We start from the raw sequence: 24,567 nt of genomic DNA, 5'->3' as shown, positions 1-24,567 counted from the left end.
GCCGCCCGGTCGTGGCTAGGCTGATGAAGTGACCGATGCTGAGTTCCGGCTGGCCTACGTGCCAGGGGTGACGCCCGGGAAGTGGGCGGGGGTGTGGGCCGAACGGGTGCGGGAGGTGCCGCTTCGGCTGATGCAGATGCCTGCCGCCGAGGTCGTGCCCCTGCTGCGGGACGGTGGTGTGGACGCGGCGTTCGTACGCCTGCCCGTCGACCGCGCCGCCCTTCATGTGATCCCGCTGTACCTGGAGACGACCGTGGTGGTGGTGCCGAAGGATCACGCCGTGGCCGCGGTCGAGGAGGTGGAGCTTGCCGATCTCGCCGACGAGGACGTGTTCGAACCGCTCGACGACGTCCTGACCTGGGATGACCGTCCCGGGCAGCCCGCCTTCACCCGTCCTGAGAACACCGCTGACGCGATCGGGTTGGTGGCGTCGGGGGCCGGCGTCCTGCTGCTCCCGCAGTCCTTGGCCCGCCTCCACCACCGCAAAGACCTCACCTACCGCACCGTGACCGACGCTCCTCAGTCCCAGATCGGTCTGGCCTGGCTTGAAGCTGTGACGACCGACCTCATGGAGGAACTCATCGGCATCGTCCGCGGTCGCACTCCCAACAGCTCCCGTGGCCGCAAACCGCAACAGCAGCCCACCGGTAAGAAGGCACCGCTGAAGCGCGCCGCCCCCAAGCGCCGCCGCCAAACGCGCCGCCGGACGTGAAGTGGGCCATACATGGCGACATACGCGCGAGCACTCATCCGCATCTCGATGCCGTCAGAGGCCCGGTCGTCGCATCCGCTTCGACGTCTAACATGCACTGCCCCCGCACGGCATGTGGCCCGAGCCCTCAAGGCCGGATGGTCACGCACCTGACGGGAACAAGAGCACGCGCACGTTCCCTCCTGAAGTCCCGAAAGGCGTTGGCCATTGCTGTCGGGCGTACAGCCCAGCCCGCGTCACCCGTCGATGACGTTTTGCTCCAGTAGCCCCCTTTCCGGCTGCACCTTGCACTGTTGGGCCGGTTCTGCCCCGCCGGAAGGCGGTAAGAGGCGGCGGGCTGGGCACCCACCGCCTCCCACACAGCTCGCACACCCCGTCCGTCCACGCGCTGTGTTGGTGGCCGGCCCCCGAGAATCGTGGATCGGGTGTGCCAAGATCCGACGGTGGAGATGACCGACATCACGCGCGCGATCGCGGCCGCGACTTCGGTCGCCGCATCGCTGGATCTGCCGGCCGACGACGCGCTCGTCCTCCACAGCTCCAACAGGCTGGCGCTGCGGCTGACGCCGTGCGACGTCCTTGCCCGGGTCGCCCCTGTCGGGCAAGAGGACGCACACCTAGAAGTTGAGCTCGCTCAACGGCTCGCCCAGGTCGGATGCCCGACGGGACTCCTGGAACCTCGGGTGGACCCACGTGTGTACTCCCGCGATGGCTTCACAGTGACGCTGTGGTCCTACTACGAACCCGTGGCACCTCACACCGCACCCCTCGACTACGCCAAAGCGTTGGAGCGGCTCCACGCAGGCATGCGCAAGGTCGACGTGCCGAGCCCCCGGTTCACCGATCGCATCGCGCAGGCGCAAGACGTCGTCGCCGACCCGGAGCTCTCGCCAGAGCTCGACGGCACCGACCGCGTGTTCCTCAGCAGCAGACTCGCAAGCCTGCGGCGGACGGTCGAGGACCGCGGCGCCGTGGAGCAACTACTCCACGGTGAGCCGCATCCGGGCAATCTGCTCAACACGGAGCACGGCCCGTTGTTCATCGACCTTGAGACGTGCTGCCGCGGACCCGTCGAGTTCGATCTCGCCCACGTCACCGAGGCGGTCTGCGAGCACTACCCGAACCTCGACCGAGGACTGCTGGACGAGTGCCGGCAACTCGTCCTCGCGATGGTCGCCGCCTGGCGCTGGGAACTCGGCGACCGACTCCCCGGCGGAAGGCGATTCGGAGAGGAACTCCTGCGCTCGCTGCGCGACGGCCCTCCTTGGCCCACACTCGACACGGTCACCAGGCGACTGGGTGGTCCGTAGAAACCGCCGCTAACGGCCGGGACGTCGTTCGTAGAGGCTGAGCAGGAGACGGCGGACCTGGCGGCGCTCCACAAGGGCATACGTGCTGCCATCGGGACGGAGCGCCTCGGCCCGCGCTGCCACCTTCCGCTCGTCCTCGGGGCTCGCGGGGCCCTTGTGCCCCAGGCCGGTCAGCAGCCATACGCGGGGAGCGGTCCTCAGCCGGTGTCTGAGCTCGGAGTCGGGAACCGACACCCCGTCGATGGTGGCCGAGGCGCTGGGGGAACGCGCCAGGCCGACATCACGGAGCCGTGCGAAGCCGGTCGGGTAGGGGGTGGACATGCTCCGTCCGAAGCCCTCAAGGAACACCACGGCATCACCGGGCCTGGACAGCGCGCTCAGAACTCTCTCCGTGGTGCGCAGGTCGTCCAGATGTCCCCTGGGATTCCGAACAGCCAGTTGGGGCGGCACGACGACCGCCACGACGGCCACCAGCGCGACGGCCTGGAGCGGGAGGTGCAACCGGGCAAGGCCGGCCCCGGCGAGCAGGGCCGCGGCGGGCAGGCAGAACAGCAGATACCGGACGTTGTAGAGCGGGTGGGCCAGCGAGACGGTCAGCAGGACCACGGGCGGCAGGAGCAGCCACGGAAGCGCCAGCGCCACCAGCGGCGCGGTGCCCCTGGAGCGGACCAGCAGCACGATCGGGACGATCAACGTGAACGACCCCGTCAGCGCGGAGACGACCTCACCGAGTTCGGCTAAGCCGGGAGAGCTCATCCAGCCGATCGCGGACTGCTGTGTGCTCGCCAGGGCGGCCAGCGGGGCGGTCGCGGCCCCGGCCGCGCCGGCGGACGCGAGCCAGCGGGCCAACACCGCCCGGCGGGCATGGACGAGCAGGGTCGCACCATGCGCCGCCAGCAGCAGCGCCGCGACCAGATGCGCCGCGCCCAACAGGGCCATCATCGCGGAGTACGCGACGAACCATCGCGCGGACCCGGTCTGCGTCGCCTGCACCAGCAGCAGGCTCGCCAGCACCGCGAGCGCCATGACCAGCGCGTACGACCGGGCGTCCTGCCCCACCCGGGAGAACATCGGCGCCACCGTGCACAGCAACCCGGCCAGTACGCCCGCGCGTGCCGAGCACAGCCGGGCGCCGATCGCGGCGACACCGCCCACCGCCACCGCCCCGGCCAGCGCCGAAGGGAGTCTCAACGCCCACTCGTTCGTGCCGAAGACGGCGATGACCGGGTGCATCAGCAGGTAGTACAGGCCGTGGACGGCGTCGATGTTGCCCAGCAGACGGAGGATGTCCGGGAGGGGCCGCCGGGCGACCGAGATGGTCGCGGCCTCGTCGCGCCACAGGGACGGCGTGCCCAGCCCGGTCAGCAGGACCGCCAGCGCCAGCCCGCCGGGGATCAGCCATGTCCAATAGGGCGTGCGGGTCGGCGCCGGGCCCCGCTCGGCCGCCACGACCGGATCGACCAGCTCATCGTTCTTGACCACCATCGCGTTGGCGCTCCCCCGAACTCGATGCGTTTCGTCCTCCCCAGGCGCTGAACGGCGACCGAGGACGACCTGATCCGCAAACGAGATTGTGGCCTGAAGATCAGCAACAAGCTCGGAATGTCACGATTTCCGGACATAGTTCAGCTGATCTGTGCTCGCCGGTGAATCGGCGCAGGTCGTGGAAGTGGAGATCGGGAAGGCCGGCGACCCGCGGCGGGCGGGCCCGTCCTCGGCGAATTCGGCCAGGTGCGTTCGCGACTCCGGGACGATCCCGGGCGGGATGGACACCGCACGCCGACCGGTCCGCGATCTGGGCGTCCTCCAGAAACTCGCCGTCGGCCGCGGCGGATGCGGGAGGAGTCCGCCACCCTGCCGAGAGGGCGCACACCGGCGGACGGCTCCGCGGCCTGCTTCGGCGTCTTGGCGGCGCCCTCCGATCAAGGTGGTGACATGTTCCTTCGACCGGGACATCCAGGTCGCAATCCCCTCACATCAGCGTGGTCTCCTGAAGGTGCAGCGGCAAAATGAATAAAGCGGGCGCTGAATTGGTGAACAATCCCTGTATTTCAGCCGTTCGCCCAGGATCCCGAAGCCGACTGCCGGGCCCTCCGTCCCACCCCATGCCGGGACGCCCCGCCTCCGAGAGCGCGAGGTCCACGCACGGTTCGCCAGATGTTCGCGATCAAGTTCGGCCCCATGTGAAAATGGACCGTTCACATATCGGCGGGCCCCGTGCGCAAGGTCCGACCCGGCCGAGCTCGCATCGGTGGCGGCGCCGATCAGGCGACCTTCCCGCGCGTTGCGACGCCGTGGCCATTCCCGGTCAGGTGATCAACACAACCGAACGGAAATGGCTTACCGAGTGGATCGATTCATGTCACTGTTGCACCGATCCCTTTGACACCGACGACCGGTCTGACGAGGTGGACCATGAGCGACTCTGGTGCGTTGCCCTCTACCGGAGGTCAGGACGCGCGGGACCGGTTCGCCGAGCGGCTCCGGCGGTTGCGCGCGGAGGCGGGGAATCCCTCGTTCCGGGTCATGGCGGCCAAGTCGCGGTCGGTCAGCCATGCGACCCTGCACGAGGCGGCCAAGGGAACGAGGTTCCCGAGCTGGACGACGACGCAGGCCTTCGTCGAGGCCTGCGGAGGCGACGTCGAGGAGTGGCGGGAGCACTGGTGCGCCGCGCTCGGCTCGGACGCCGTCGCCTCCGGCGCCCCCGCAGCGGCCGTCCCCGGTTCCGGAGCAGAAGAGGACGGGGACGAGTCGGCGGTGGTGCCCACGCCCGGCCCCGCGCGGAGGCGGCGCCGCCGTGTCATCGCGATCGTCGCGGGCTGCGGGGCGCTGGGCGGCGCGGGCGTCGGGGTGTCCTTACTGCTCGCCTCCGGAGGTCAGCCGGAGCCGAAGGTCGGGGCCGAGGCCCGGAAGACGACGGTGTCGACGGCCCCGCTTTTCTCCGGCGACGCGAGCGCCTTCGTCGGCGACGTGACGATTCCCGATGGCACGGTGGTGAGGACCGGGCAGCGGTTCATCAAGACCTGGGAGCTCAAGAACGCGGGCGCCGTCCACTGGCACGGGCGCTTTCTGCAACGCGCGGCGCTGCCCGCCGACAACGGCACCTGTTTGACTCCGGCGAAGGTGCCGATTCCCGATACCGGGCCGGGGGCCCGCGTTCGGATCAGTGTTCCCGTCACCGCACCGGCCGCTCCTGGGTCGTGCTGGGTGGCCTGGAAGATGGTCGACGGCGAGGGCAGGCAACTCTTTCCCAGTGCCCGTCCCGTGTACTTCGTGGTCAACGTCGTCCGGTAGCGCCCGACCGTGTAAGAGCATGTCAGAACCTGTCACAGGGGGTACCTGACACCGCGCGGCCCTCGGCAAGGTGGTCACTGCCCGCCACTCAAGGGGGGTGGCGGCACAAGGGGGCTTCGATGATGAGACTCTCCACGGGCACGCTGGCGGCGTTTCTGGCCGTACCGGCGATCGGCGCGATTCCCGTGACCGCGCAGGCCGAGTCCGCGCCCGGCTGTAGGAGCATCGTTCAGATCGGCTCGACCGCCCATATTCGGCACGGCGGGCAGACCTTCGCGTCGGTGAAGCAGTTCACGGGGTGCGGTAAGAACTGGGCCTATCTCTTCGTCTGGGCCGGTTACCGCGGTTCTCACCGGACGTGGAACGCGTGCGTGGCGGTCGCCGACAATTCCGACCGTTCTCTGAACGGCACCCGGTGCCGGACCCGGACGAAGCAGATCTGGTCGCTCGGGACCCGCACGCTGGCGCACTGCACCCAGGCGGCCGGCTGGATCCCGGACGGGCCCAGGGCCTCGACCAGCAAGCGCTGCTGACGGGTCTGCGTCCGTCCACCGTCCCGGTGGCTCGACAGGGCGGCGGTCCATCCCCTACGGGGTCCCGTCCCTGCCTGCGAACACCGCCTTTCCCTCCCGCCGACGCGTGCGCGATCCGCGGCGGCCGGCCCCGCCGTGGCATCAGCCCGGCTCATCCGCGACCAGGAGAACCGATGAAGCCGTCCGCATGCGCGGCCACCCTCGCGGCGGCCGCCCTGCTCACCTCGCTGACCACGACCACGCCGGCTCAGGCGGCCTCACTACCGGGTGTGGACATGGAGGCGCTCGTCAAGGCGGCCCAGATCGATCCGCGGCGGGCGAGCGAGAAGCCGACCCCGGGCGCCAAGGCCAGCGTGCTCCTCGTCGAGCGAGTACCGGCGCCGCTGACTCCACCAGGACCCCGCAACAAGCACGCCGGGACCATCCCGGCGAAGAGAAAAGGGAGAAACACCATGGGTACGACGCTCAACAAGGTCCTCTCCGTGGCCGCCGCCGCGGCGGCGATCGGAGGAACGGCGGTCGCGGCCGCACCGCCCGCCTCGGCGGCCGACCGCGACGGAAAGTGCGACAGCGGCGAGTTCTGCTACTACTTCAACAGCGGGAACAAGGGCTCGGTCTCGGACTTCAGGGGTTCGGTCGCCGACTACGGCGCCAAGCAGCCCGGCTGCTACGAGTTCAAGGGCCAGGGCAGCGGCAAGGGCAAGTGCGTCAAGAACGCCGCCGCCTCCGTCTGGAACCGCACCGGCCAGACCGTCCGGGTGTACTACAACAGCGACCACGGCGGCATCTACCAGGACTTCAAAAAGGGCGAGAAGGGCGACCTGAACCCCCGCCTGAAGAACCAGAACGCCTCGCACGAGCTCTCGCCGCGCAATCGCGTGAACATGTCGTTCGCGCTCTACCAGGCCCGCGGCGGACGGCTCACCTGCCCCTTCGACGGCTACCAGCACAGGTCCGGCCGGCACGAGGGCATCGACTTCGCCCGCAGCCGCGGCTCGAACGTCTACGCCCTGGTGAGCGGCAAGGTCACCCGTGTCGTGGAAGGGCGCGACGGCGGAGCGGGGCTCTCCACGATCGCCGTCTACAACGCCTCGCTGCGCAGGACGGTGATCTACCTCCACACCGATCCGCGCAATTCCCTGCGCGCGGGCCAGTCGATCCGCAAGGGCCAGGTCATCGCCAACGAGGCGTGGCGCGGGGTGTCGTCCAGTTCGTCCGCGCACACCCACGTGGAGATGCGCCCCGGACGGCAGACGCACGCGTCCCCGAGCGGTGACGAGCACCTGGCGAACCCGAACCCGAACTCGTTCTGGCGCTCCCAGGGCTACAACGTCCGGTAACGCCCGAGTCCTCTAACGGAAAGGAGGGCCACCGTGTCGAAACGGACCTTATCGCTGATCTCTCGACTCACCGCGGTGATACTGGGCGGAACGGTGCTCGCCGCCACGCAGGCGCCCGCCTCGGCGGCGGAGCGCAATGGCAAGTGCGACAGCGGCGAGTTCTGCTACTACTTCAACAGCGGGAACAAGGGCTCGGTCTCGGACCTCGGGGGTTCGGTCGCCGACTACGGCGCCAAGCAGCCCGGCTGCTACGAGTTCAAGGGCCAGGGCAGCGGCAAGGGCAAGTGCGTCAAGAACGCCGCCGCCTCCGTCTGGAACCGCACCGGCCAGACCGTCCGGGTGTACTACAACAGCGACTACAGCGGCGCGCACCAGGACTTCAAAAAGGGCGGCAAGGGCGACCTGAACCCCCGCCTGAAGAACCAGAACGCCTCGCACAAGCCGCTGAGCTCCGGGCCGACCGAATGCAGGACGGACGGCACGAACACCAAGCCGCCCACGACGATCCTCGTGTACCGGACGTCCCAGGGGCGCGTGGAGAGGGTGAAGTTCAAGTACTACGTCAAGAACGTCCTGCCCAACGAGTGGGGGCCGCGCTGGCCGAAGGCGTCGCTGCGTGCCGGGGCGATGGCCGTGAAGAGCTACGGCTGGTACTGGGCTCTGCACTCGACGCGCAGGACGCCGTGGGGTGACTGCTTCGACGTCCACGACGACACGTCCAGCCAGGTGTACAGGCCCGGCTCCGCGACGGCGGCGGCGAGCGCCGCGGTGGACGCGACGTGGAAGACCCGGATGACCCGTAGCGGGAAGATCCTCCAGGCGCAGTACTGCAAGGACACGACGGCGTGCCCCGCCTGGCAGGACGGGAACTGGATGTCGCAGCACGGCTCCCGCGACAAGGCCGATGCGGGCTGGAGCCACTCCAGGATCCTGAAGCACTACTACAGGAACATCGTTCTCCGGGACTGACGCCGGACCGAGGGGTGTCCAGAGCAGGCGCGTTCGCACCGCGACCGCCGCTCTGGACACCCCACTCCGCGCGTAAGCTCCGCCCCGCCGAGAATGTGCAGAAAAGGGGGCTCTGATACCTCTGTTTGGTGGTCCCGCCGGCGGTTCGCTGCTTGCCTGGAGAGGACGGGATCCTTTGGAAGCGAGTCGATCCAGAGGAGGCGTCATGTCGACCCCACCGTTCAAGCCCCCGCTGATGACCTACCCCCCGATCACGAGCAGCCCCGGCGTCCGGGAGTGGCAGCAGCAGATGAAGCGGCGCAGCTGGAACATCACGCCGGACGGGAAGTACGGGCCGCTCAGCAAGCGGACCTGCACGAACTTCCAGACCGAGAAGGGGCTGAAGGCCGACGGCATCGTCGGGCCGATCACCTGGCAGGCGTCCTGGGAGGCGCGCGGCATGCTCCCGCCGCCGGCGCCCGAGGAGATCCTCCAGTTCGGCTCCGAGGGTGAGGACGTGCTGACGTGGGAGCGCCAGGTCGACGCGCGCGGCTGGCGGATCAAGAACATCGACGGCCACTACGACGACGAGGACGCGAGCGCGTGCATCCTGATGCAGCGCGCCCTCGGCCTTCCGGCGACGGGCCAGGTCGACCAGGAGACCTGGGACGCCGCCTGGCTGGAGAAGGCGCCGCTGGCCGCCTGATCGAAGGGACCTCGGCGGATGGCGGGCTGGATCCCCGGCGCCAGGAGGCTCGACGAGTGGGAGCGCGAGCGCGGCTCGTGGGTGCTGTGCGAGGAGGTGCGCGCGGGCGTCCACGAACTCCGCGCGATCCTCGCCGAGCCGTCGGACGGTGAGAACCACTCCGAGTTGCTGCGCGGCGCGCGGCAGGCGCTCGATCGCGCGATGGACGTCCTCGATCCCGGCGCCCACCGGAGGAACCTGACGGCGTCGCATGTCACGACCGCCCAGCTCCACCTGAACTACGCGCGCTCGCTGTGGATGCGGACGCTCTCGCCGGAGGAGCTGCGATCGTTCCTGCCCGCGATGTCCGCCTTGGTCAGGCAGCATCTCGCGGTGACCGACGAGCACCGGATCTTCGTCGAGCGGCTGGCCAAGGAGGTACGGGACGCCGAGGAGGCCGGCCGCCCCACGCCCCTGACCGAGGGACGGCTCGTGACGCTGGTGGACGCGGTGGACGCCGCGCGCCAGGCCGCGCTGCGGGAGAAGCTCCGCGCGGAGAGCTTCGTGCGGATCGTCCGGTGGATCGCCGTGTTCCTGTTCTGCACGGTGATCGTGATCGGGGTGCTGTCGGCGCTGTGGCGGACGGAGGTCCCGCTGTGCTTCACCCCGGCGCCGAGCCCCGGCGCGCGGGGCGACTTCAGCGTGGTCTGCCCCACCGGCGCGGCGCCGTCGGTGCCCGCGGACCAACTCGACACGCGGACGCGCGAGGTCGCCGGATGGGGCGACTACATCGTCGTGATGCTCATCGGCCTGGTCGCGGCCGGGATCGCGGCGACCTCGGCGCTGCGCAAGATCCGCGGGACGTCCACGGCGTTCGGGATACCCGTCGCGCTGGCCCTGCTCAAGCTGCCGACCGGGGCGCTGACCGCGGTGCTCGGGCTGCTGCTGATGCGCGGCGGGTTCGTCCCCGGGCTCAGCGCGCTCGACTCGCCGGGGCAGATCATCGCCTGGGCGGTCGTCCTCGGGTACTCGCAGGAGCTGTTCACGAAGTTCGTCGACAGGCAGGGCCAGGCCGTCCTGGACGGCGTGCGCGGCCCGGCCGCCGCGCCCCCTCGCGAGCCCGCGCCCGAACCCGCGAGGCCGAAGCGCTGACGGCCGCGGTCGCCCGCTAGAGCGGCCAGGACTCCGACGGGCGGACGACGTCGAAGGCGAGGCCGCTGGACCCCTCGCCCGTGCCGGTCGTCTTCTCGCGGCGGATCCACGCGTGCCAGGAGCCGTCCGTCCAGCGGGAGAGCACCGGGCGCCTGGTGACCCGGCACCCTTCCCGGGGGACCTCCTCCTCGTGCAGCCAGGTCCCCTCGGTCAGCAGCCGGCCGCGCGGACCCGAGGCGATGCCGGGCTGCGTCAGCCCGACGAGCCGGAAGCGGATCGCGCCGACGCCGGCGGCCTCCGGGACGAGCGGCAGCCAGTAGTCGGGCACGATGGTCTGCACGGCGTAGGACGGGCCCTCGGGCACGGGCGTCGTCGGGGCGGTCCATGCCGCGCGGCGGTCCAGGAGCTCGCCGCGGCCGTCGGTGACGGTGTGCTCGATCGCCCAGCCGAGGTTGGCCAGCTCGTCCCGGGTGAGGGAGACGGTCTCCAGCGGCGGTCCCGGCATGTCGGCGGCGGCGGGCATCATGAGCAGGCCGTCCGGGGCGCCGTGCAGGGTGAACATGTTCCAGGACGGGTCGTCCCGCCCCGCGCGCCCGATCAGGTGCCGCCGCCCGAAGGTGTCGGTGACCAGCAGGGACGTCAGCGTGGTGAGGGAGCCCGCGGGCACCTCGACGGGCAGGGTGAACCAGTCGTTGCCGTAGGTCGTGGCGAACCCGAGCAGCAGCAGCCGTCCGGTGTCCAGGGCGTCGACCTCGACCGAGCCGAGGTCGACGGCGGCGTCCTCCGCCTCCCAGAACCGGTCGGCGGGAATGCCGCCGTACCGGACGGGCGAGGGGAACGCCCTGGCGTGCAGCGGTCGCGGTGGACCGGACCCGTCGGCGGCCGGGCCGGGCAGGTCCGGGTCGGCGTCCAGGCTGTACCAGTCGAGGCCGTCGCCGAGGTACTCCTCGGCGGTCAGCACCGTGCCGCCCGCGGCGAGCGCCAACCGGTGCTCGAACCGGTGGCCGTCGAAGGTGTCGGGGGTGGGCCGGGGCACGGCCTCGGCCCACCAGTCCCGCCAGCGGCGCGCGACGTCGGCGAGCCCGTCGCCGGCCAGCCGTCCTGCGTCGATCGCGGCGGCGAGGGCGGCGGCGTCCGGGACGCGGCCGTCGAGGAGCCCGACCAGGCCGCCGGGCCCGGGGCGCAGCCCGAACTCCGCCAGCAGGCCCGGCAGCGCCTCCGACAGGCCGGACTCCGCGAGCATCGCGACGAACTGGGCGCCGCCCTCGGCCCGCGCCCTGTCGTCGACGACCGGCGGTTCGGACTCCACCCGCGGTTCGAGCGGCCCGAGCCGCGGATCGTAGGGCGTCCACGGCCCGTCCGGCGGCCGCCAGGCCGTGATGGGCCGGCTCTCGCCGATCAGTTCGACGTCGATCGGCGACCCGGCGTCCTGCCCGGCGAACTCCCCGAACTGCCACTGCCGCGTCAGCATCCAGGCCGGGTCGTGGATCCGCGCCGCCAGGCCGGACGCGACCTCGGTGCTGCGGTGCAGCGGCTCCAGCCGGTACATGTCGTCCAGGGGGAAACGCGGCTCTCCGGTGAGCGGGTCGAGGATCCGGACGCCGGCGTTCTCCTCGAAGGTCGCCAGGACCCCGCTGACCGTGCTGGTCCGGACCGTCGTGACACCGGGCAGCAGGTTGTCCAGCAGCGGCAGGTCGCCCAGGTCGACGGCGCGGAGCTTGGCCAGTTCCAGGGTGTCGTGCACGGCCAGGGCCAGGACGTCGGGCGTCCAGCCGCGTTCCGGGTCGGGCGGGACGGCGATGAGCACGGCCTGCGGTGCCTTGGCGTCCGGGCGGTCGTAGTGGAACGCCAGCCCGGTCAGCTCGTGCGGGCCCTCCCCCTCCCCCTCGCCCGCGACCGCGCCGTCCGCCCCCGGCAGCGCCTCGGTCCACTCGTCCAGGACGATCCCCGCGAGCGGCTCGCCGGCGCCGATCGGCCGGGGCAGGTGGCAGACGAGATGCCATCGCGCCGGCGGACGGTCGTCCGGGTCGAAGGTGCCGCCGATCCACGGGTCGGCGAGCGTGCGCATCGGCTCCTGCGCCGCGACCTGGTCCCCCGTGCCGCCGGTGAGGAGCAGGGCCTCGTACCAGGCGCGCGCCGCGGGCCGGACCGCCGCGTACCGGCGGAGCCACGCCCCGACGGCCGAGCCGGTCGCCCCCGCCGGACGGGGCCCGAGGGCCGCCCCGGTCAGCCGCGGGGCCAGCGGGAGCCGCGCGCCGAGCAGGGCGGAGAGCGCCTCGGTGACCTGGCGGAGCCAGTCCTCACCGGGCGTCCCGCCGAGCGCGGCGCCGAGCCGGGCGGCGGCGGCCGCCGGGTCGGCGGCGGTGACCCCGAGCGCGGCGAGCCGGTCGGGGTCGGTGCCCGCGGCGGTGACCGCGTCCTTGTACGCGGTGGCGCGGGCGCGCGTCTCTGCGAGGTCGACCGGGACGGGGGCGGCGTCCGGCGGCAGCAGGTGCGCGGGCACCAGCGGCTGCGCGGAGGCCAGCAGGGTGCGCAGGCGCACCGCCAGCTCCCGCAGCCCGTCCCAGCCCTCACCGTGCAGGCGCCTCGTCCCCTTCCGGGTCAGCCGGGGCCGGTCACCGCTGGAGGCGTCCAGGACCAGCGCCAGCGCGCCCATGCCGAGCCGGTCGGCGGTCTGCGTGAACTCCTCCCCGGTCGCCGTCACCGTTCCGGAGAGCCGCAGCTCGGACGCGGGTCCGAGGAGCCCGGACACCCAGGCGTCGAGCCGGGGCTCCAGGGCCGTGAGAGCATCGGCGGGCCAGCCCGGAGCCGGCGCGGGGGCGTCCGGCAGCGCCAGGGCGAGCCGCTGGGTGACGGCCCTGCCGCGGTGCGGGGTGGTCAGCACCTCGAACCGGTCCGGGACGTCCTGGCCCCGGCCGAGGGTGTCGGCCGCCATTCCGGCGCGCAGGGCGTTGCCGCCGATCAGGTGGTGGACGCCCTCGGCGAGGAGGGCGTCGCCGACGGCGTCGAGCGCGTCGACCAGGTCGGCCAGGTGCGGTGCGGCCTCGCCCTGCTCGCCCACCTCCCCCGACGCCGCCGCCCGCGCCAGCGCCAGCCCGTCCACGACGTTGCGGTCGGCGATGGCCTCGTGGCTGTTGGCCCACAGGTCGGACGGGCTGTCGTCCAGGGGTGGCGGCTCGGGCACGGCGGGCGCGGGGAACCCGCGGCGGAACACCGGGACCAGCGCGTCGAGGCCGGCGTCGTGCAGGGCGCGCTCGAACCGGTAGCCGAGGAGCGTACCGAGGTTCTGGCCGTTGCGGACGCCGCGGACGAGCCACCGCGCCGTCCGCGCCCTCCGGGACGTGAGGTCGACCGCCAGCGTCCGGTCGCCCTCGTGGGCGAGGAAGCCGGAGCGCAGCACGGCGGCGGTGGCGGCGTGGTGCAGGGACGGCGCGTGGATGTAGCCGTCGGCGGGCGAGACGGACACCTCCCCGACGCCGGGCACGTCCGTGACGGTCTGCTCCTCCCCCGGCCGCAGGTCCTCGACCCAGCCGTACCCGCCGATCCGGACGCCCGCGCCGGGCGGCGACGCGGCCAGCCGCCTGGCGGCGAGCGAGGTGATCCACGCGTCCAGGCGGTGGGAGAGGACGTCGAAGACCTCCAACAGGAGCGGGCCGAGATCCTCCGCCCGCGCCCGCGCGAGCGCGTCCAGGCCCTCGATGATCCGCGGCGCGCCCCGGGCGGTGTCGCGGACCGTCTCGCGGGCCCCTTCGACGAGGTCGGGGGTGCCGGGCGCGTCCGGCAGCCGGAGTTGCACCCACGAGTCCACGGACAAGGGGAAGGACAGCGCCAACCGGACGGGGTCGTCTCCGGAGCCGCCGGGGAGGAAGTCCCAGTTGGCGGTGGCCAGCAGGGCGGGGATGAGCTCCGGCGACTCGGGGATGTCGAAGATGGTGACCGGACGGTCTTCGGAGATGTCGCCGCCCGGCAGCATGGGCCACCGGTCCAGATAGTCGTCGAGCGACAACTCCTCGTGGAAGAGGGCGAGGCCGTCGGCGACGCGTTGCCGGCTGGTCTCGAAGAGCTCCCGGTAGGTGTCCGGGCTGGGGGCGATCTGCTGCTGGAACCGGCCGAAGTCGAGCCGGGTCGTCTCCGACTCGGGGTCGCGGGCCAGGTCGCTGGTCACCTCGCTCGGCACCCACCAGCGGAGACCGGACTCGGGCGGGACGCCGCCGACCGACAGCACCGGCCCCGGCGCCATGCGGTCGGCCGCCTCCAGCGTCGTCCGGGCGGTGTGGACACGCCGGATCACCAGGTCGGTCGCGACGGGAAGCCGGGAGAGGACGTCCACGGCCGCCCGGTCGGCGGGGCGCCCGTCGCCGACCCTGGGGATCCAGCCGGGGGCGAGCGCGGCCCGCCAATGGTGCCGCAGCCGCAGCGCCCACTCGACGATCGGCTCCTCCACAGCGGCGTCCCCGGTCCCGGCGGCCGGGCGCCACTCGTCCAGCCCGGCCACCGGCAGGACGCCGTAGGGCTGGCGTCCGACGCGGATGGTGGGAAGCGGCCCGCGGCTTCGGACGAACTCCGCCAGATGGTCCCGGATCCCGGGCCAGGGCCCGCCGCCGGGGACCTCGCCGCCGCCGTCCGGCTCGGCGTCCGGTTCGGGGCTCGGCTCGGTGTCCGGCATGTGCGGTTCCAGGGTGGCCAGGTCGTACCGTTCCGTCGCCGCCTGGACGAACCCCTGGGCCAGCGCGCCCCATCCGAGCGTGCACATTCCGGCGATGGCGCGGTCGGTCGCGTCGTCCGCGCCGTCGCACAGGCCGAGGAAGCGCGCGTCGGGCAGGCCGAGCGCGGCGGCCAGCGACGCGGCCGCCGTACCCGGCTCCGGCTCCGGGTCTTCGGCGACCGGCGGCGGGACGCGCGGCCGCGACGTCCACGCCGATCGCGTCTCCGGAGTGTTGTTGGTGGGCGTGCCCGCGGGGAGGAAGGCGAGCCCGTCGGTGTAGGCGTGGCCGAGCAGCAGGTCCGCCAGCCGGGCCGCGGCCGGGCCCGGCTCCTCCTGCCGGACGCCCACGGCGATGAGCTCGTCGAGGTGCTCGACACCCTCGGGCAGGGTCAGCGTCGCGGCCATCCCGGCCCGGACGGCGGCCTCGAAGTCCACGGCCCAGTCGGCGGGCTCGGCGTCCGAGGCGAGCAGACCGAGCGGGAGCACGGCGGGCACGGGTTCGTCCGCCGTCCGGTCGACGACCCTGGCCCCGCCGGTCAGGCCGATGAACCGCCACCGGTCGGGCAGGGTCGTGACGCGGGGCGGACGCCGATCCCCGTCGGGACGGATCTCCGGTGCCGCGGCGCCCGGCCGGGTCGCCCGCACCGTCCAGGCGGCGCGGGCGGGGCTCAGCGTGGTCAGCAGGCGCTGCCAGGCGCCGTCTCCGGGGTCCGCCCAGTACGCGCGGCCCGCCTCCGCCTCCGCCGCGGTCAGCCGGGGGTCGTGCGCCTCGACATGAAGGTCGTCGGGATAGACCCGCACCATGATCTGCCGACCGCCGGAGGTGAACCGGGTCTCCAGCCGGACCGGAAGCAGCGCCACGGGTCCGTTCCGGGGGGTGTGCGGGGTCGTCCCCCCACCAGGGGCCGGTCCGCCGTCGCCGGAGCCGAACAGCGGGTCGCCCGAGCCGAGTTCGGCCGCGAGTTCCACGCGCACGAGGTCCAACCGGCTCTCCAGGTCGGCGGCCTCCGCCCGGCGCTGGGCCTGCACCTCGCGCTCGGCGTCGAGCTTCACCCGCGTCGGCAGCTGATGGGAGTACATGTCCATGCCCGCCACCAGGCGTTCCTCCAGCCGCCGCACCCACAGCTCGTGGTCGTCGGCGGCGGCGACCGCGGTGTCGCGGCGCAGGCGCAGGTCGTCGGCGTCGCGCCGGAGCGCGAAGACGTCAGCCACCGGGAAGCATCTCCTCGGCACGGTAGGCGAGCTGGAACGGCCGCTGGAACGCGATCCGCGCGATGTCGGCCGCGTCCCGGCCCCAGGCCGGATCGGTCCCGTTCTCCCGTTCGGGCGTGGGCGGCCTGCCTCCCACGGACCGGGGCACGAGGAAGCCGCGCCCGTCGACGGGGACGTCCGCCCATGTCAGATCGGACCAGAGGGCGAGCGGCGGGCGGGGGCCGGACGCCTCGTCGTCGAACCCGAACCGGGTGCCGTGCATGGGCTCGCGGATCACGAACAGCCAGCCGCCGGCGGCCGCCTGCTCGCGCGTCGGCGTCTCGAACGCGTAGAGGCTCGTCGATTCGTCCGCCGGGACGGTGAACGTGGGCGGGAACCAGGTGCCCGCGCCGTCCGGTGGGACGCTCCCGTCCTCGGCGGCCTGCACGGCGTGGACGACCGTCCCCGGGAAGCGGCGCAGCACCTCGCCCCGCACGAGCAGGGTCAGCAGCGACCTGCCGCCCATCCGGTCATGCCCGCCGAGGGCGGTGCCGAGCGGCCAGCGCGCGATCTCGTCGATGTCGGGCGGCGCGCTCCGGTCCCGGGAGGGGCCCGCCGACGACCAGAAGCGGGCGAACGCCGTCCCGCGCTCGTCGGTCGGGAACTCCCGCCAGCGCAGCTCCCGGTTGAACTCGCCGTTGAGCCCGACCAGGAACGCCTCCGCGAAGGCGGGGTTGGTCTCCAGGAGGACGACCGAGTCCTCGGGCAGGCCGCCGAGTCCGGGCAGCCCCCACTCCGGCCAGCGGTGGAACAGTTCCGCCGCCATCGGGACGTCGAACGAGGGATGCGTCATGATCGGCCGCAGCGGGCGGGGGTCAGGGGCGGCGGCGTCCTGGAGCCCCGGCGCCGAGAGGGTGTCCTGGACGCGCGCCAACTGCAACGGCACCGGCTCGATGCCCACGCGGATGGCGGCGGTGAGCGTCGCGGCGCCCATGCCGAGGGCGCCGCCCATGTCCTGCGGCGTGTCCGTGGACACGAAGTCGGCCGTCCGGCGCAGCCCGCGCAGCCAGCCGCCGGAGACGACCGTCCGTTCGGAGGTGCCGGTCTCGGCGGCCAGCGTCCGGGTGAGGTCCCCGAGTGCCGAGGTGTCCGGGGCGCCGACGGCGAACCCCGCGAACTGCGCGTGCGCGGCGTAGTCCCCGCGGACGTCGCACTGGGACAGCTCGCCGTCCATGAGCACGGCCAGCGTCCCGGCGGCGGCCGCGCCCGCCGGGTCGGTCTGCCGGGTGCCCAGCGTGCTCGTGTCGCCGGTGGCCTCGGTGCTGGAGGCGGGCGGTCCCAGCAGCCTGTCCCCGTTCAAGCCCGCGGCCAGCGCCGCGTCCTCCCGCGGGGGCCGCTCGGCGGCCCTGACGCCGCGCCGGGCCAGCCCGCCGCCGGGACGGGTCAGCCGGGCGAACGCCGTCGTGAAGGCGCCGCCGGGAACGGCGGTCTCGCCCACCACGTCGCCGAGGGGCCGCGGCTCGCGCGTGTCCTCAAGGCCGAGGGCGATCGACAGGGTCGAGCCGAGCGGCGCGGACAGCGCGGCGAGGGCGACCTGGTCCATCGTCGCCAGATGCTTGTCCTGGGCGCGCCGTCCGCACTCGGCCGCGAGCTCCGCCGCCGCGACCAGCCGCGCGGCCTCGCGGATCGGCCCGGCCTGCTCCCAGGCCCGCGCCATCAGGAACTCCTGCTCCAACTGGACGTAGCGGGCCCCGAGCGAGGCCACGACCCGGTGTCTGACCTGGAGGTTCAGCGTCGTCTGCCAGCCGGCCGCGTCCGCGCGCCGCAGCCCGGTGAACTGGCCGCCGTACAGCGGCGGCGTCACCGCCCCGGCCTCCTCCGGGGGCGGCCGGGTGGGATCGAACCGGCGTCCGGGGGCGTTCAGCTCGCCCAGCAGCTCGTCCACGAACGCCTCCTGGGCGGGCGACGCGGGCGTCCACACCTCGTCGGGCACCTCGGATCCCGGAATCCGCAGCGCTCCCTGGATCTGCGCGGTGACGGTCGCCGGGGTCCCCTCCGGCGGCTCGCGCTGCGGCCACGGGTTCCGGACACCGACCGAGCGGACCCCGAACCCGGCGATCGTCGACGGGTCCACCCCGTTCAACCGCCGCGCGAGCGCCTCGAACGAGCCGTCCGGGCCGGTGCGGAACCGCCACCAGTGGTACACCGGCACCTCGACCGGGACGGCGCCCGCCGTCCACGCCGGCTGCGCGGCCAGCCGGGGATCGGCCGGCCTTCCCCGTACTCCGGCCTCGCGGCCCGCCGCCGTCGCGGGCACCACGCACGCGACGTACGCGGTGCCCCCGTGGAGCCGCCGAGGGCAGACCAGCCGGGCGACGACGGCGCCGGACCTGCGCCGCACGCCCGACATGATCTGCCCGCGCGGGTCGTCCTCGTCGGTCAGGCGCGCCTCCACATGCGCCCACATCGCCGCGTCCACCAGGTCGAACTGCGCCTGGGGCGGGATCGTCACCACCGGCAGCGGGCGGCGCTCGGCGGGGACGCCCTCGTCCTCGCGCAGCACCACGAGCGCCAGCCAGGGCGGCGCGTCCGGCGGAGAGAGCTGCCACGGCAGGTCGGCGTGCGCGAACTCCACGCACGCGAGTTCGCCGGGGTCGGCGTTCAGGCAGCCGTCCGGCGGTTCCCGCCGCGCCACGAGGTTCCGGTCGAACCCGACCACGTCGCCGGGGCCGACCATCGGCAGCCTGAGGTCGGTTCCGGCCGGTGGGAGGACGACGTCGTCGTCACCGGCCTCCTCCCGGGTGCGGGTCAGCGTGATGGAGGGACGCACCTCCGCCCGTCCGTCCTGCCCCCGCGCGGCGGACGCGATGGCGCCGACCCGGACCGACGAGGCGAACCAGCGGCCGGTCACGCGAACCTCACCAGGGTCTCGGCGCGCCGCCAGCGCTCGACCCGCTCGGCGGCGTCCCACCGGCGCGCGAACGCCTCGGCCAGCAGCGACGCCTGGTTCTCGCTCAGGTGCACCGGGCGTTCCGGCCGGTAGCCGGTCTCGTACCCGTCGGCCGCCCGCCGCGGCTCGGCCAGCGCCGACCCGGACGTGTCGGCGGCGACCTCCAGGCCGCTGACGAACTCCCGGAACGCCTCGCCGCCGAGCCGCTCGTCCTCGGTCATGGTGAAGAACTCCGCCTGGACGAAGCGGTCCCTGACGGGATCCAGGTTCTCGTCGGGCGTCCGGCCCAGGGTGGCGGAGGTGGGCCGCCACCGCTGCGGCGCGACCGGCATGCGCTGGAACCGGTCGAAGGTGACGTCCATCGGCAGCACCGACTGCCGGGCGCACAGCACCGAGTCCGGGTGGATGAGCGCGCCGTCCGCCACCTGGGCCTCCGCGTCGGCAGCGAGCCACAGGCCCGTGCGGTCGCGGGCGGGCGGGCGCGCCGACCACGCCTCGCGCCTGGCGAACGCCTCGCCGAGCCTGATCGCGGGCAGTTCGGGATCGACCGCCGGTGTCACCGCGGGCGCCGCGCCCCAGGACACGTCGAAGTCGAGCGAGACGTCGTCGAACAGCACCGAGACACTGCCGGTGCCGAACGCGTGCCACGGAGCGGGACCCTCAAGTGTGAAGTCGAGGGCGACCCCGGCCAGCCGCCGGCCGAACGCCTTCACCGCGACCCCGGCGACGACGCGGACGGAGAACGAGAACACCGGGTCCCAGACGAACAGCGCGTCGAGCCCCAGCCAGCCCTCGACCCCGCAGCCGGCGATCGTGGCCTCCAGGCGCACCTGCCCGCCGAACATCACCGCGTTGGAGGTGACGGCGAGGTACGCCTCCGCACGCAGCCCGAGCCCGCTGCCGAGCGCCAGCCTCAGCCGGCGCAACTCCGGTACCCCCGGCGGCCGGACGTAGCGGGGATGGAACCCGCCCGCCGACAGCACGAAGTCGCCCCCGCCGCTCCCGCCCGCGCCCCGGAACAGCAGGTAGATCTCGCCGGAGACCGGCACGCCGGCGATCCACGAACCGGTCAGCGACACCAGCAGCTCCACCGACGGCGCCCCCGGATCGACCCGCCCGTAGAGTTCCGCCTGCAAGTGGACGATCGGCGCCTCCGCGTGCGGCAGCGCGGCGAGCATCCGGCCCAGCAGCAGGAACTGCGGCGGGGACGGCAGATCGAGGACCACCGCGGCGGCGAGCGACACGATCCCGCCGCTCCAGGTGATCCGCAGCATCGGGCCGACCACGAAACGGCCGCGCGCCTCCGGGAACGCGGCCCCCAGCGCGTCGAGGATCTCCGCCGCCCGCCGGGCGGGGTCGTCGGGGAACAGCACCCGGTCCGCGTGGCCGTCGGCGACCATGCGGCGCAGCGTGTCGGCGTCCGCGCGATGTCCGATCCCGACGATGCCGCCGACCGCGTCCACGGCGAAGCCGAGGCCGACCTGGACTCCCGGTGCGGGGAACGACGCGCTCAGCAGGAGCAGGAACGACAGGGGGGCGTTCCCGGACGGCGGGCGGAGCCGCCCGATCGCCTTGACCGACAGGGCCGCGAGGTCCAGGTCGAGGACGCCGCCGTACACCCCCGGCTCGATCCGCCGCAGGGAACCGCCGCCGCTGACCGGCCCCACGTCCAGGTCGACGTCCACGCCGTCCGGACCGGCGAGCGCGCCGCGGTCCGGAAGCGGGCCGACCCGGTCCCCGGCCAGCGCGATCGGCAGGTCGAGCCCGATCCGCGCCACGCCCGCCCGCAGCGGCAGCCCCGGCGGCCGGACCTCGACGGAGACGCGCACGCCGAGGACCAGATCCTGCCCCGCGAGCCGGAGCTCGACCCCCTGCTGGAGGACGGACACCCCCGGCGCCGCCCGGGCGGCCTCCCCGCCACCGCCGCGAGCGTGCGCGCCGCCGGCGACGCGCCTGAGTTGGAGACCGGTCGTCCCGGTGGCGGCGAAGCGCAGGCCGCCGGCGCGGTCGGCGAGGATCTCCATCCCGGACGGAGCGGACACCAGCGGACCGAGCAGGCCGAACAGCTCGTCCGGGACGACCGTCACGCTGAACCCGCGCAACCCGACCCTCAGCAGGGGCGTCGCGGTGGCGACGTCGACGGCCAGCTCCGCGCCGATCTCGTCCACGGCCACACCGGGAGGCCCCAGGCGGACGGGATCGGCACGGGCCAGGCGGACGGTCAGCGAACCGGACGCCTCAGGGGTCCGCACGGTCGGAGGGGCGCCCGGCACGACGGTGAGGTCCCAGGCGCCGGAGTCCCCGAGCACCTCCAGGCGCCACGGGCCGCTCTCGTGGGTCAGGTGGAGCCGCCCCGAGACCACGACGTCCAGTTGCGGGCCGCCCGGGACGACCGCGACGGCGGCGCAGGCGTCCCCGTCCCTGGCGACCAGCGCGAGACCGCGCCGACCGTCCGCCCGCCGCCACCCGTGCAGCCGCAACGCCGAACCGGTCCCAAGGTCGCCGATCACCGACCGCAGCAGCGCCATGAGCCCGCCGCGTTCGCCGGGGACGGCCCCGACCGGTTCCAGCAGGCGCCCTCGCAGCTCGGACGGCGCGGTGGGATCGTCGCCCAGCCCCGACAGCCCCAGCGGGTCGGCCGCGTCGGCGACCGCGCGCTCCGCCAGCGGCCACAGCAGCGCCGCCACCGCGTCCAGCAGTTCCCTGGGATTCATGACGGTCCCCCCTCGGGTCACTCCTGCCGGCGTGCGTCGCCGAACCGCGTGTCGGAGCCGAGCGCGACCTCCTGCGCGAACGCCGCATACGAACTCGGATTGGTCAGCGCGGCGGCGGTGGTCAGCGCCGAGTAGGCACCCAGCGACGCGCCGGTTGCCGGATCGGTCGCGATTCCGAAAGTGCGGCCCGCGATCGTGGCGCCGGACCATTCGGGGACGTCGGGTCCGGATCCGAACGTGAAGTGGACGGCCTCGTGAATCAGCACGGCGGCCCTGCCATTGGGTCCGTGGGACGTCGAGAACCGGTCGCCGACCTCGGTGAGGAGTCCCTGGCTCGTCTGCGCCGCGAACCCCAGGCCCGGCGTCCACTGGAACGCGGTGGGAATGGCGGCCAGCCTCGTCTGGATCTCCCCCAGCCGGGCCCTGACCACGGTGGTGTCGATCGTCCCCGTCATCGCGAAATGGTTCCCGAAAGCGGTCGTGATGGCAGGGGTCACCGGCCCGTTGAGCGCCGCCGATGCCCGTGCGACCCAGCCGAGGGCGACGTCGGTGGCGGCCCCGGCGTCCAGGAGCGGCAGGAGACCCGGCCACCGGGTCACCACCTCGAACGGGTCCGTCACCGTGAACTCGAACTGTTCGGAGTTGTAGTCGTAGCGCGCGTAGATAGGCGCGGATACGCTCTTCCCAAGACCCGCGGCGACCGGATGCCCGTCGTCGTCGACCGCGGACGCCGCGGTGCGGAAAAGATACGCCTTCATGTCGAAGGAGAGCAGCCCCGGGATCTCGCCGTCGATGCCGGCGGTGAACGCACCGGTCGCGTGCCAGTTCGGCGCGAACGGCTTCGGATAGCCCGGCGAGCGGGCGTTCGTCGTCCAGTCGAAGCGGCTGTACTGGTCGCCGCGGAAGAAATAGGCGAACTGGCTCTTGACGCCGCCTCCGGCGAACACGGCGTCGACCGAGGTCCAGCCCGCCGGCAGGTCCCAGTTCGAGGCCGTGTCGGCGGGCGCCCCGTCCGGCAGGCCGTCGGAAGCGCGCAGCCGCAGGTACTGCCCGTCCTTGAAGACGTAATGGAAGGCGGTGAAGTCCCCTTGCCCCGGCACCGCGCCGGCGAGGTCCCGATCGAACGGCGCCGGGTAGGGGATCCGCCGCGGGCCGTCCACGGCCCGGTCGGCCGACCAGTCATAGACCGCGAACCAGCCGCCGGAGAAGACCATCGTGGCGTCGGGGCCGAGCGCAGGCGTCCTGAGGGCGCCGTCGATCCTGGCGGTCGAGGACATGGTCCCCCCTCACATTCGACCGGTACACCGCCAACGCCATTATTGATTGCACGACGAAGGCTGAGCCCGTCCCATTAACCGATCTTTAGTGCGCCTTAGCCTGATTCGGTGACACCCATGGCGCCGGGAAATCCCTCCGAAGAAGGACACGAGGAAGACCGCGATCCGGTCTTGGAGGCCACCGCGGACGCGGCCGCCGCGGGGATCGGTGGCCCAGGTGGCGCGGCGCGCGAGGACGCGCTCGCCGGACACGGCTCGTCCGCTGGGCGGTGAGCGCGCTTCTGACAGGGGGCCCGTGCCTCTCGGGTCGCGGCTACTTGTCGGTCACCTCGACCTTCTTGATGGTCGAGCGCCAGGTCGCGATGACCGTCACGGTGGCGTCGCCGGGGATCTCCTCGCGCATCGCCTCCTGGACGAAGGCCGCGAGTTCGTCGAGGGTCATGCCGTGCCTGCGGTCTTCGGCGGCGGCCTTGACGGTCTTCTCGGTGGTCATGCCGTCTGCCTCCTCGGCCGGGCCGGGGTCGGTCACCGGGGCCTCCCTGGACCGGGGGTCGGGGACGCGTCCGGGCGCGGCGACCCGGGTTCGTCGCGCGGCCGCGGACCCGCGCTGGTCGGGCTCGCCTCGTCCCCGCCGGCGGAACTCATCGGACGCTGATGACCACGTTGCCGAGTTTCTGGCCCGTCTCGACGTACCGGTAGGCGTCGACGATCTCGTCGAGGGGGTACCGCCGGTCGATGAGCGGTCTGAAGCCGCCGGAGGCGATCAGCTCCCGGATCTCGCGCATCGCCTCCGCGCGCTCGACCGTGAACGGGAACCTCACCCGTCGGCTGGACATCGCCAGCAGCAGGTTCTGGCCGCCGCGTCCCGGCTCGGACGACAGATAGACCCCGCCCGGTTTGAGCAGTCCCTTGCAGCGGCCGAACGAGCTCCTGCCCACCGCGTCGAACACCGCGTCGTGGATCGGCCCGTCGGCGGTGAAGTCGTCCTTCATGTAGTCGACGACCCGGTCCGCCCCCAGCCCCCGTACGAGTTCCATGTGCCCGGTCCCGCAGACCGCCGTCACCTGGATGCCCTTCGCCTTGAGCAGCTGCACGGCCGCCGAGCCGATGCCTCCGGTGGCGCCGTAGACGAGAACGTGCTGCCCCTCGGCCACCTTGGCCGAGCGTAAGAACCCCAGCGCGTAGTGCGACCCCTCCGTCCCCGGGGCGACCTCCTCGAACGAGAGCCCCTCCGGCACGGTCGCGATCATCCTCTTCTCCGGAACCGCCACGTACTCGGCGTGCGTCCCGAAGGGCCCCTCGTTGTAGCCGAAGACCCGGTCCCCCACCCCGAACCGCTCGACGCGCTCCCCGACCGCCTCCACGACGCCCGCGAACTCGGTCCCGAGCACCGTGCGCCGCGGTCGCCGGAGTCCGCTCGCAAGCCTCATGACGAATGGCCGTGCGGCCCTGTAGGCGCAGTCCGTGCGGTTGACGGTCGTCGCGTGCACCCTGACCAGGACGTCACCGTCCCCCACCGCCGGCTCGTCCACCTCGGCGATCCGGACCACGTCCGGCGGCCCGTACCTGGCATGCACCGCAGCCTTCATGCCCCGACTTTATGCTCGCGGACGCGGGTTCACCGCCCCTTTCGCGGTTCGGCCTCCCGGCCTCGTCCTCGGCGTCCGGCCCTGGCCAAGATGGTCCCGGCCGAGCACCGGAAACCTCGAACAGGCTGTTGTTGACGTCAACACCTGGATTTCCGAAAGTGTCTCGC

General features: G+C 73.1%; 15 protein-coding genes. 8 read left to right on the top strand and 7 right to left on the bottom strand.

Annotation, left to right across the window (positions count from 1 at the left end; translation table 11 throughout):
* Positions 1-28: 28 nt before the first annotated feature.
* Both GNZ18_RS20165 and GNZ18_RS20160 read left to right on the top strand, forming a co-directional pair.
* The gene (locus GNZ18_RS20165) at positions 29-712 is read left to right on the top strand and encodes a LysR family substrate-binding domain-containing protein (RefSeq protein WP_312874635.1); all 684 of its coding nucleotides are present in this window, start codon (positions 29-31) and stop codon (positions 710-712) included.
* Positions 713-1,161: 449 nt separating this feature from the next.
* Entirely contained in the window at positions 1,162-2,022 is an 861-nt protein-coding gene (locus tag GNZ18_RS20160) for a phosphotransferase family protein (protein ID WP_156218146.1), read from the top strand.
* 9 nt (positions 2,023-2,031) lie between these two features.
* Here GNZ18_RS20160 and GNZ18_RS20155 read toward each other — a convergent pair whose 3' ends face one another.
* Entirely contained in the window at positions 2,032-3,507 is a 1,476-nt protein-coding gene (locus tag GNZ18_RS20155; protein WP_156218008.1) for a glycosyltransferase family 39 protein, read from the bottom strand.
* Positions 3,508-4,437: 930 nt separating this feature from the next.
* On the opposite strand from GNZ18_RS20155, the gene GNZ18_RS20150 reads away from it, so the two are divergent.
* The 6 genes from GNZ18_RS20150 (at position 4,438) to GNZ18_RS20120 (ending at position 9,974) form a co-directional block, all read left to right on the top strand.
* Complete coding sequence (locus GNZ18_RS20150; RefSeq protein WP_156218007.1) at positions 4,438-5,316, top strand: NBR1-Ig-like domain-containing protein; 879 nt, start codon at positions 4,438-4,440, stop codon at positions 5,314-5,316.
* A 122-nt stretch (positions 5,317-5,438) separates the two neighbouring features.
* Positions 5,439-5,849 (top strand): hypothetical protein, encoded by a 411-nt coding sequence (locus GNZ18_RS20145; protein ID WP_156218006.1) that lies wholly within the window; start codon positions 5,439-5,441, stop codon positions 5,847-5,849.
* A 173-nt stretch (positions 5,850-6,022) separates the two neighbouring features.
* Positions 6,023-7,189, top strand: a complete 1,167-nt coding sequence (locus tag GNZ18_RS20135) for a peptidase inhibitor family I36 protein (RefSeq protein ID WP_216651368.1) — start codon at positions 6,023-6,025, stop codon at positions 7,187-7,189.
* Between the two features lie 33 nt (positions 7,190-7,222).
* Positions 7,223-8,158, top strand: coding sequence for a peptidase inhibitor family I36 protein (locus GNZ18_RS20130; protein WP_156218005.1), 936 nt, complete (start codon positions 7,223-7,225; stop codon positions 8,156-8,158).
* A 205-nt stretch (positions 8,159-8,363) separates the two neighbouring features.
* A complete protein-coding gene (locus GNZ18_RS20125; protein ID WP_156218004.1) occupies positions 8,364-8,843 on the top strand; it encodes a peptidoglycan-binding domain-containing protein in 480 nt (159 codons plus the stop codon).
* An 18-nt stretch (positions 8,844-8,861) separates the two neighbouring features.
* On the top strand, positions 8,862-9,974 hold the full coding sequence (locus tag GNZ18_RS20120) for a hypothetical protein (RefSeq protein WP_156218003.1): 1,113 nt from the start codon (positions 8,862-8,864) through the stop codon (positions 9,972-9,974).
* Between the two features lie 16 nt (positions 9,975-9,990).
* Here GNZ18_RS20120 and GNZ18_RS20115 read toward each other — a convergent pair whose 3' ends face one another.
* From GNZ18_RS20115 to GNZ18_RS20090, 6 genes are all read right to left on the bottom strand, one after another.
* On the bottom strand, positions 9,991-15,891 hold the full coding sequence (locus GNZ18_RS20115; protein WP_156218002.1) for a hypothetical protein: 5,901 nt from the start codon (positions 15,889-15,891) through the stop codon (positions 9,991-9,993).
* A complete protein-coding gene (locus tag GNZ18_RS20110; protein ID WP_156218001.1) occupies positions 15,884-18,781 on the bottom strand; it encodes a hypothetical protein in 2,898 nt (965 codons plus the stop codon). The genes GNZ18_RS20115 and GNZ18_RS20110 overlap by 8 nt, the downstream gene beginning before the upstream one ends.
* Positions 18,778-21,534, bottom strand: coding sequence for a DUF6603 domain-containing protein (locus GNZ18_RS20105; protein WP_156218000.1), 2,757 nt, complete (start codon positions 21,532-21,534; stop codon positions 18,778-18,780). The genes GNZ18_RS20110 and GNZ18_RS20105 overlap by 4 nt, the downstream gene beginning before the upstream one ends.
* 17 nt (positions 21,535-21,551) lie before the next feature.
* Entirely contained in the window at positions 21,552-22,811 is a 1,260-nt protein-coding gene (locus GNZ18_RS20100; protein ID WP_156217999.1) for a hemopexin repeat-containing protein, read from the bottom strand.
* 313 nt (positions 22,812-23,124) lie between these two features.
* On the bottom strand, positions 23,125-23,340 hold the full coding sequence (locus tag GNZ18_RS20095) for a hypothetical protein (protein WP_156217998.1): 216 nt from the start codon (positions 23,338-23,340) through the stop codon (positions 23,125-23,127).
* Between the two features lie 112 nt (positions 23,341-23,452).
* Positions 23,453-24,400 (bottom strand): NAD(P)-dependent alcohol dehydrogenase, encoded by a 948-nt coding sequence (locus tag GNZ18_RS20090; protein WP_156217997.1) that lies wholly within the window; start codon positions 24,398-24,400, stop codon positions 23,453-23,455.
* Positions 24,401-24,567: the final 167 nt, after the last annotated feature.

It is taken from the genome of Actinomadura litoris (assembly GCF_009733595.1).
GTDB lineage: Bacteria > Actinomycetota > Actinomycetes > Streptosporangiales > Streptosporangiaceae > Spirillospora > Spirillospora litoris.
This window is presented reverse-complemented; position numbering and strand designations above follow the sequence as displayed.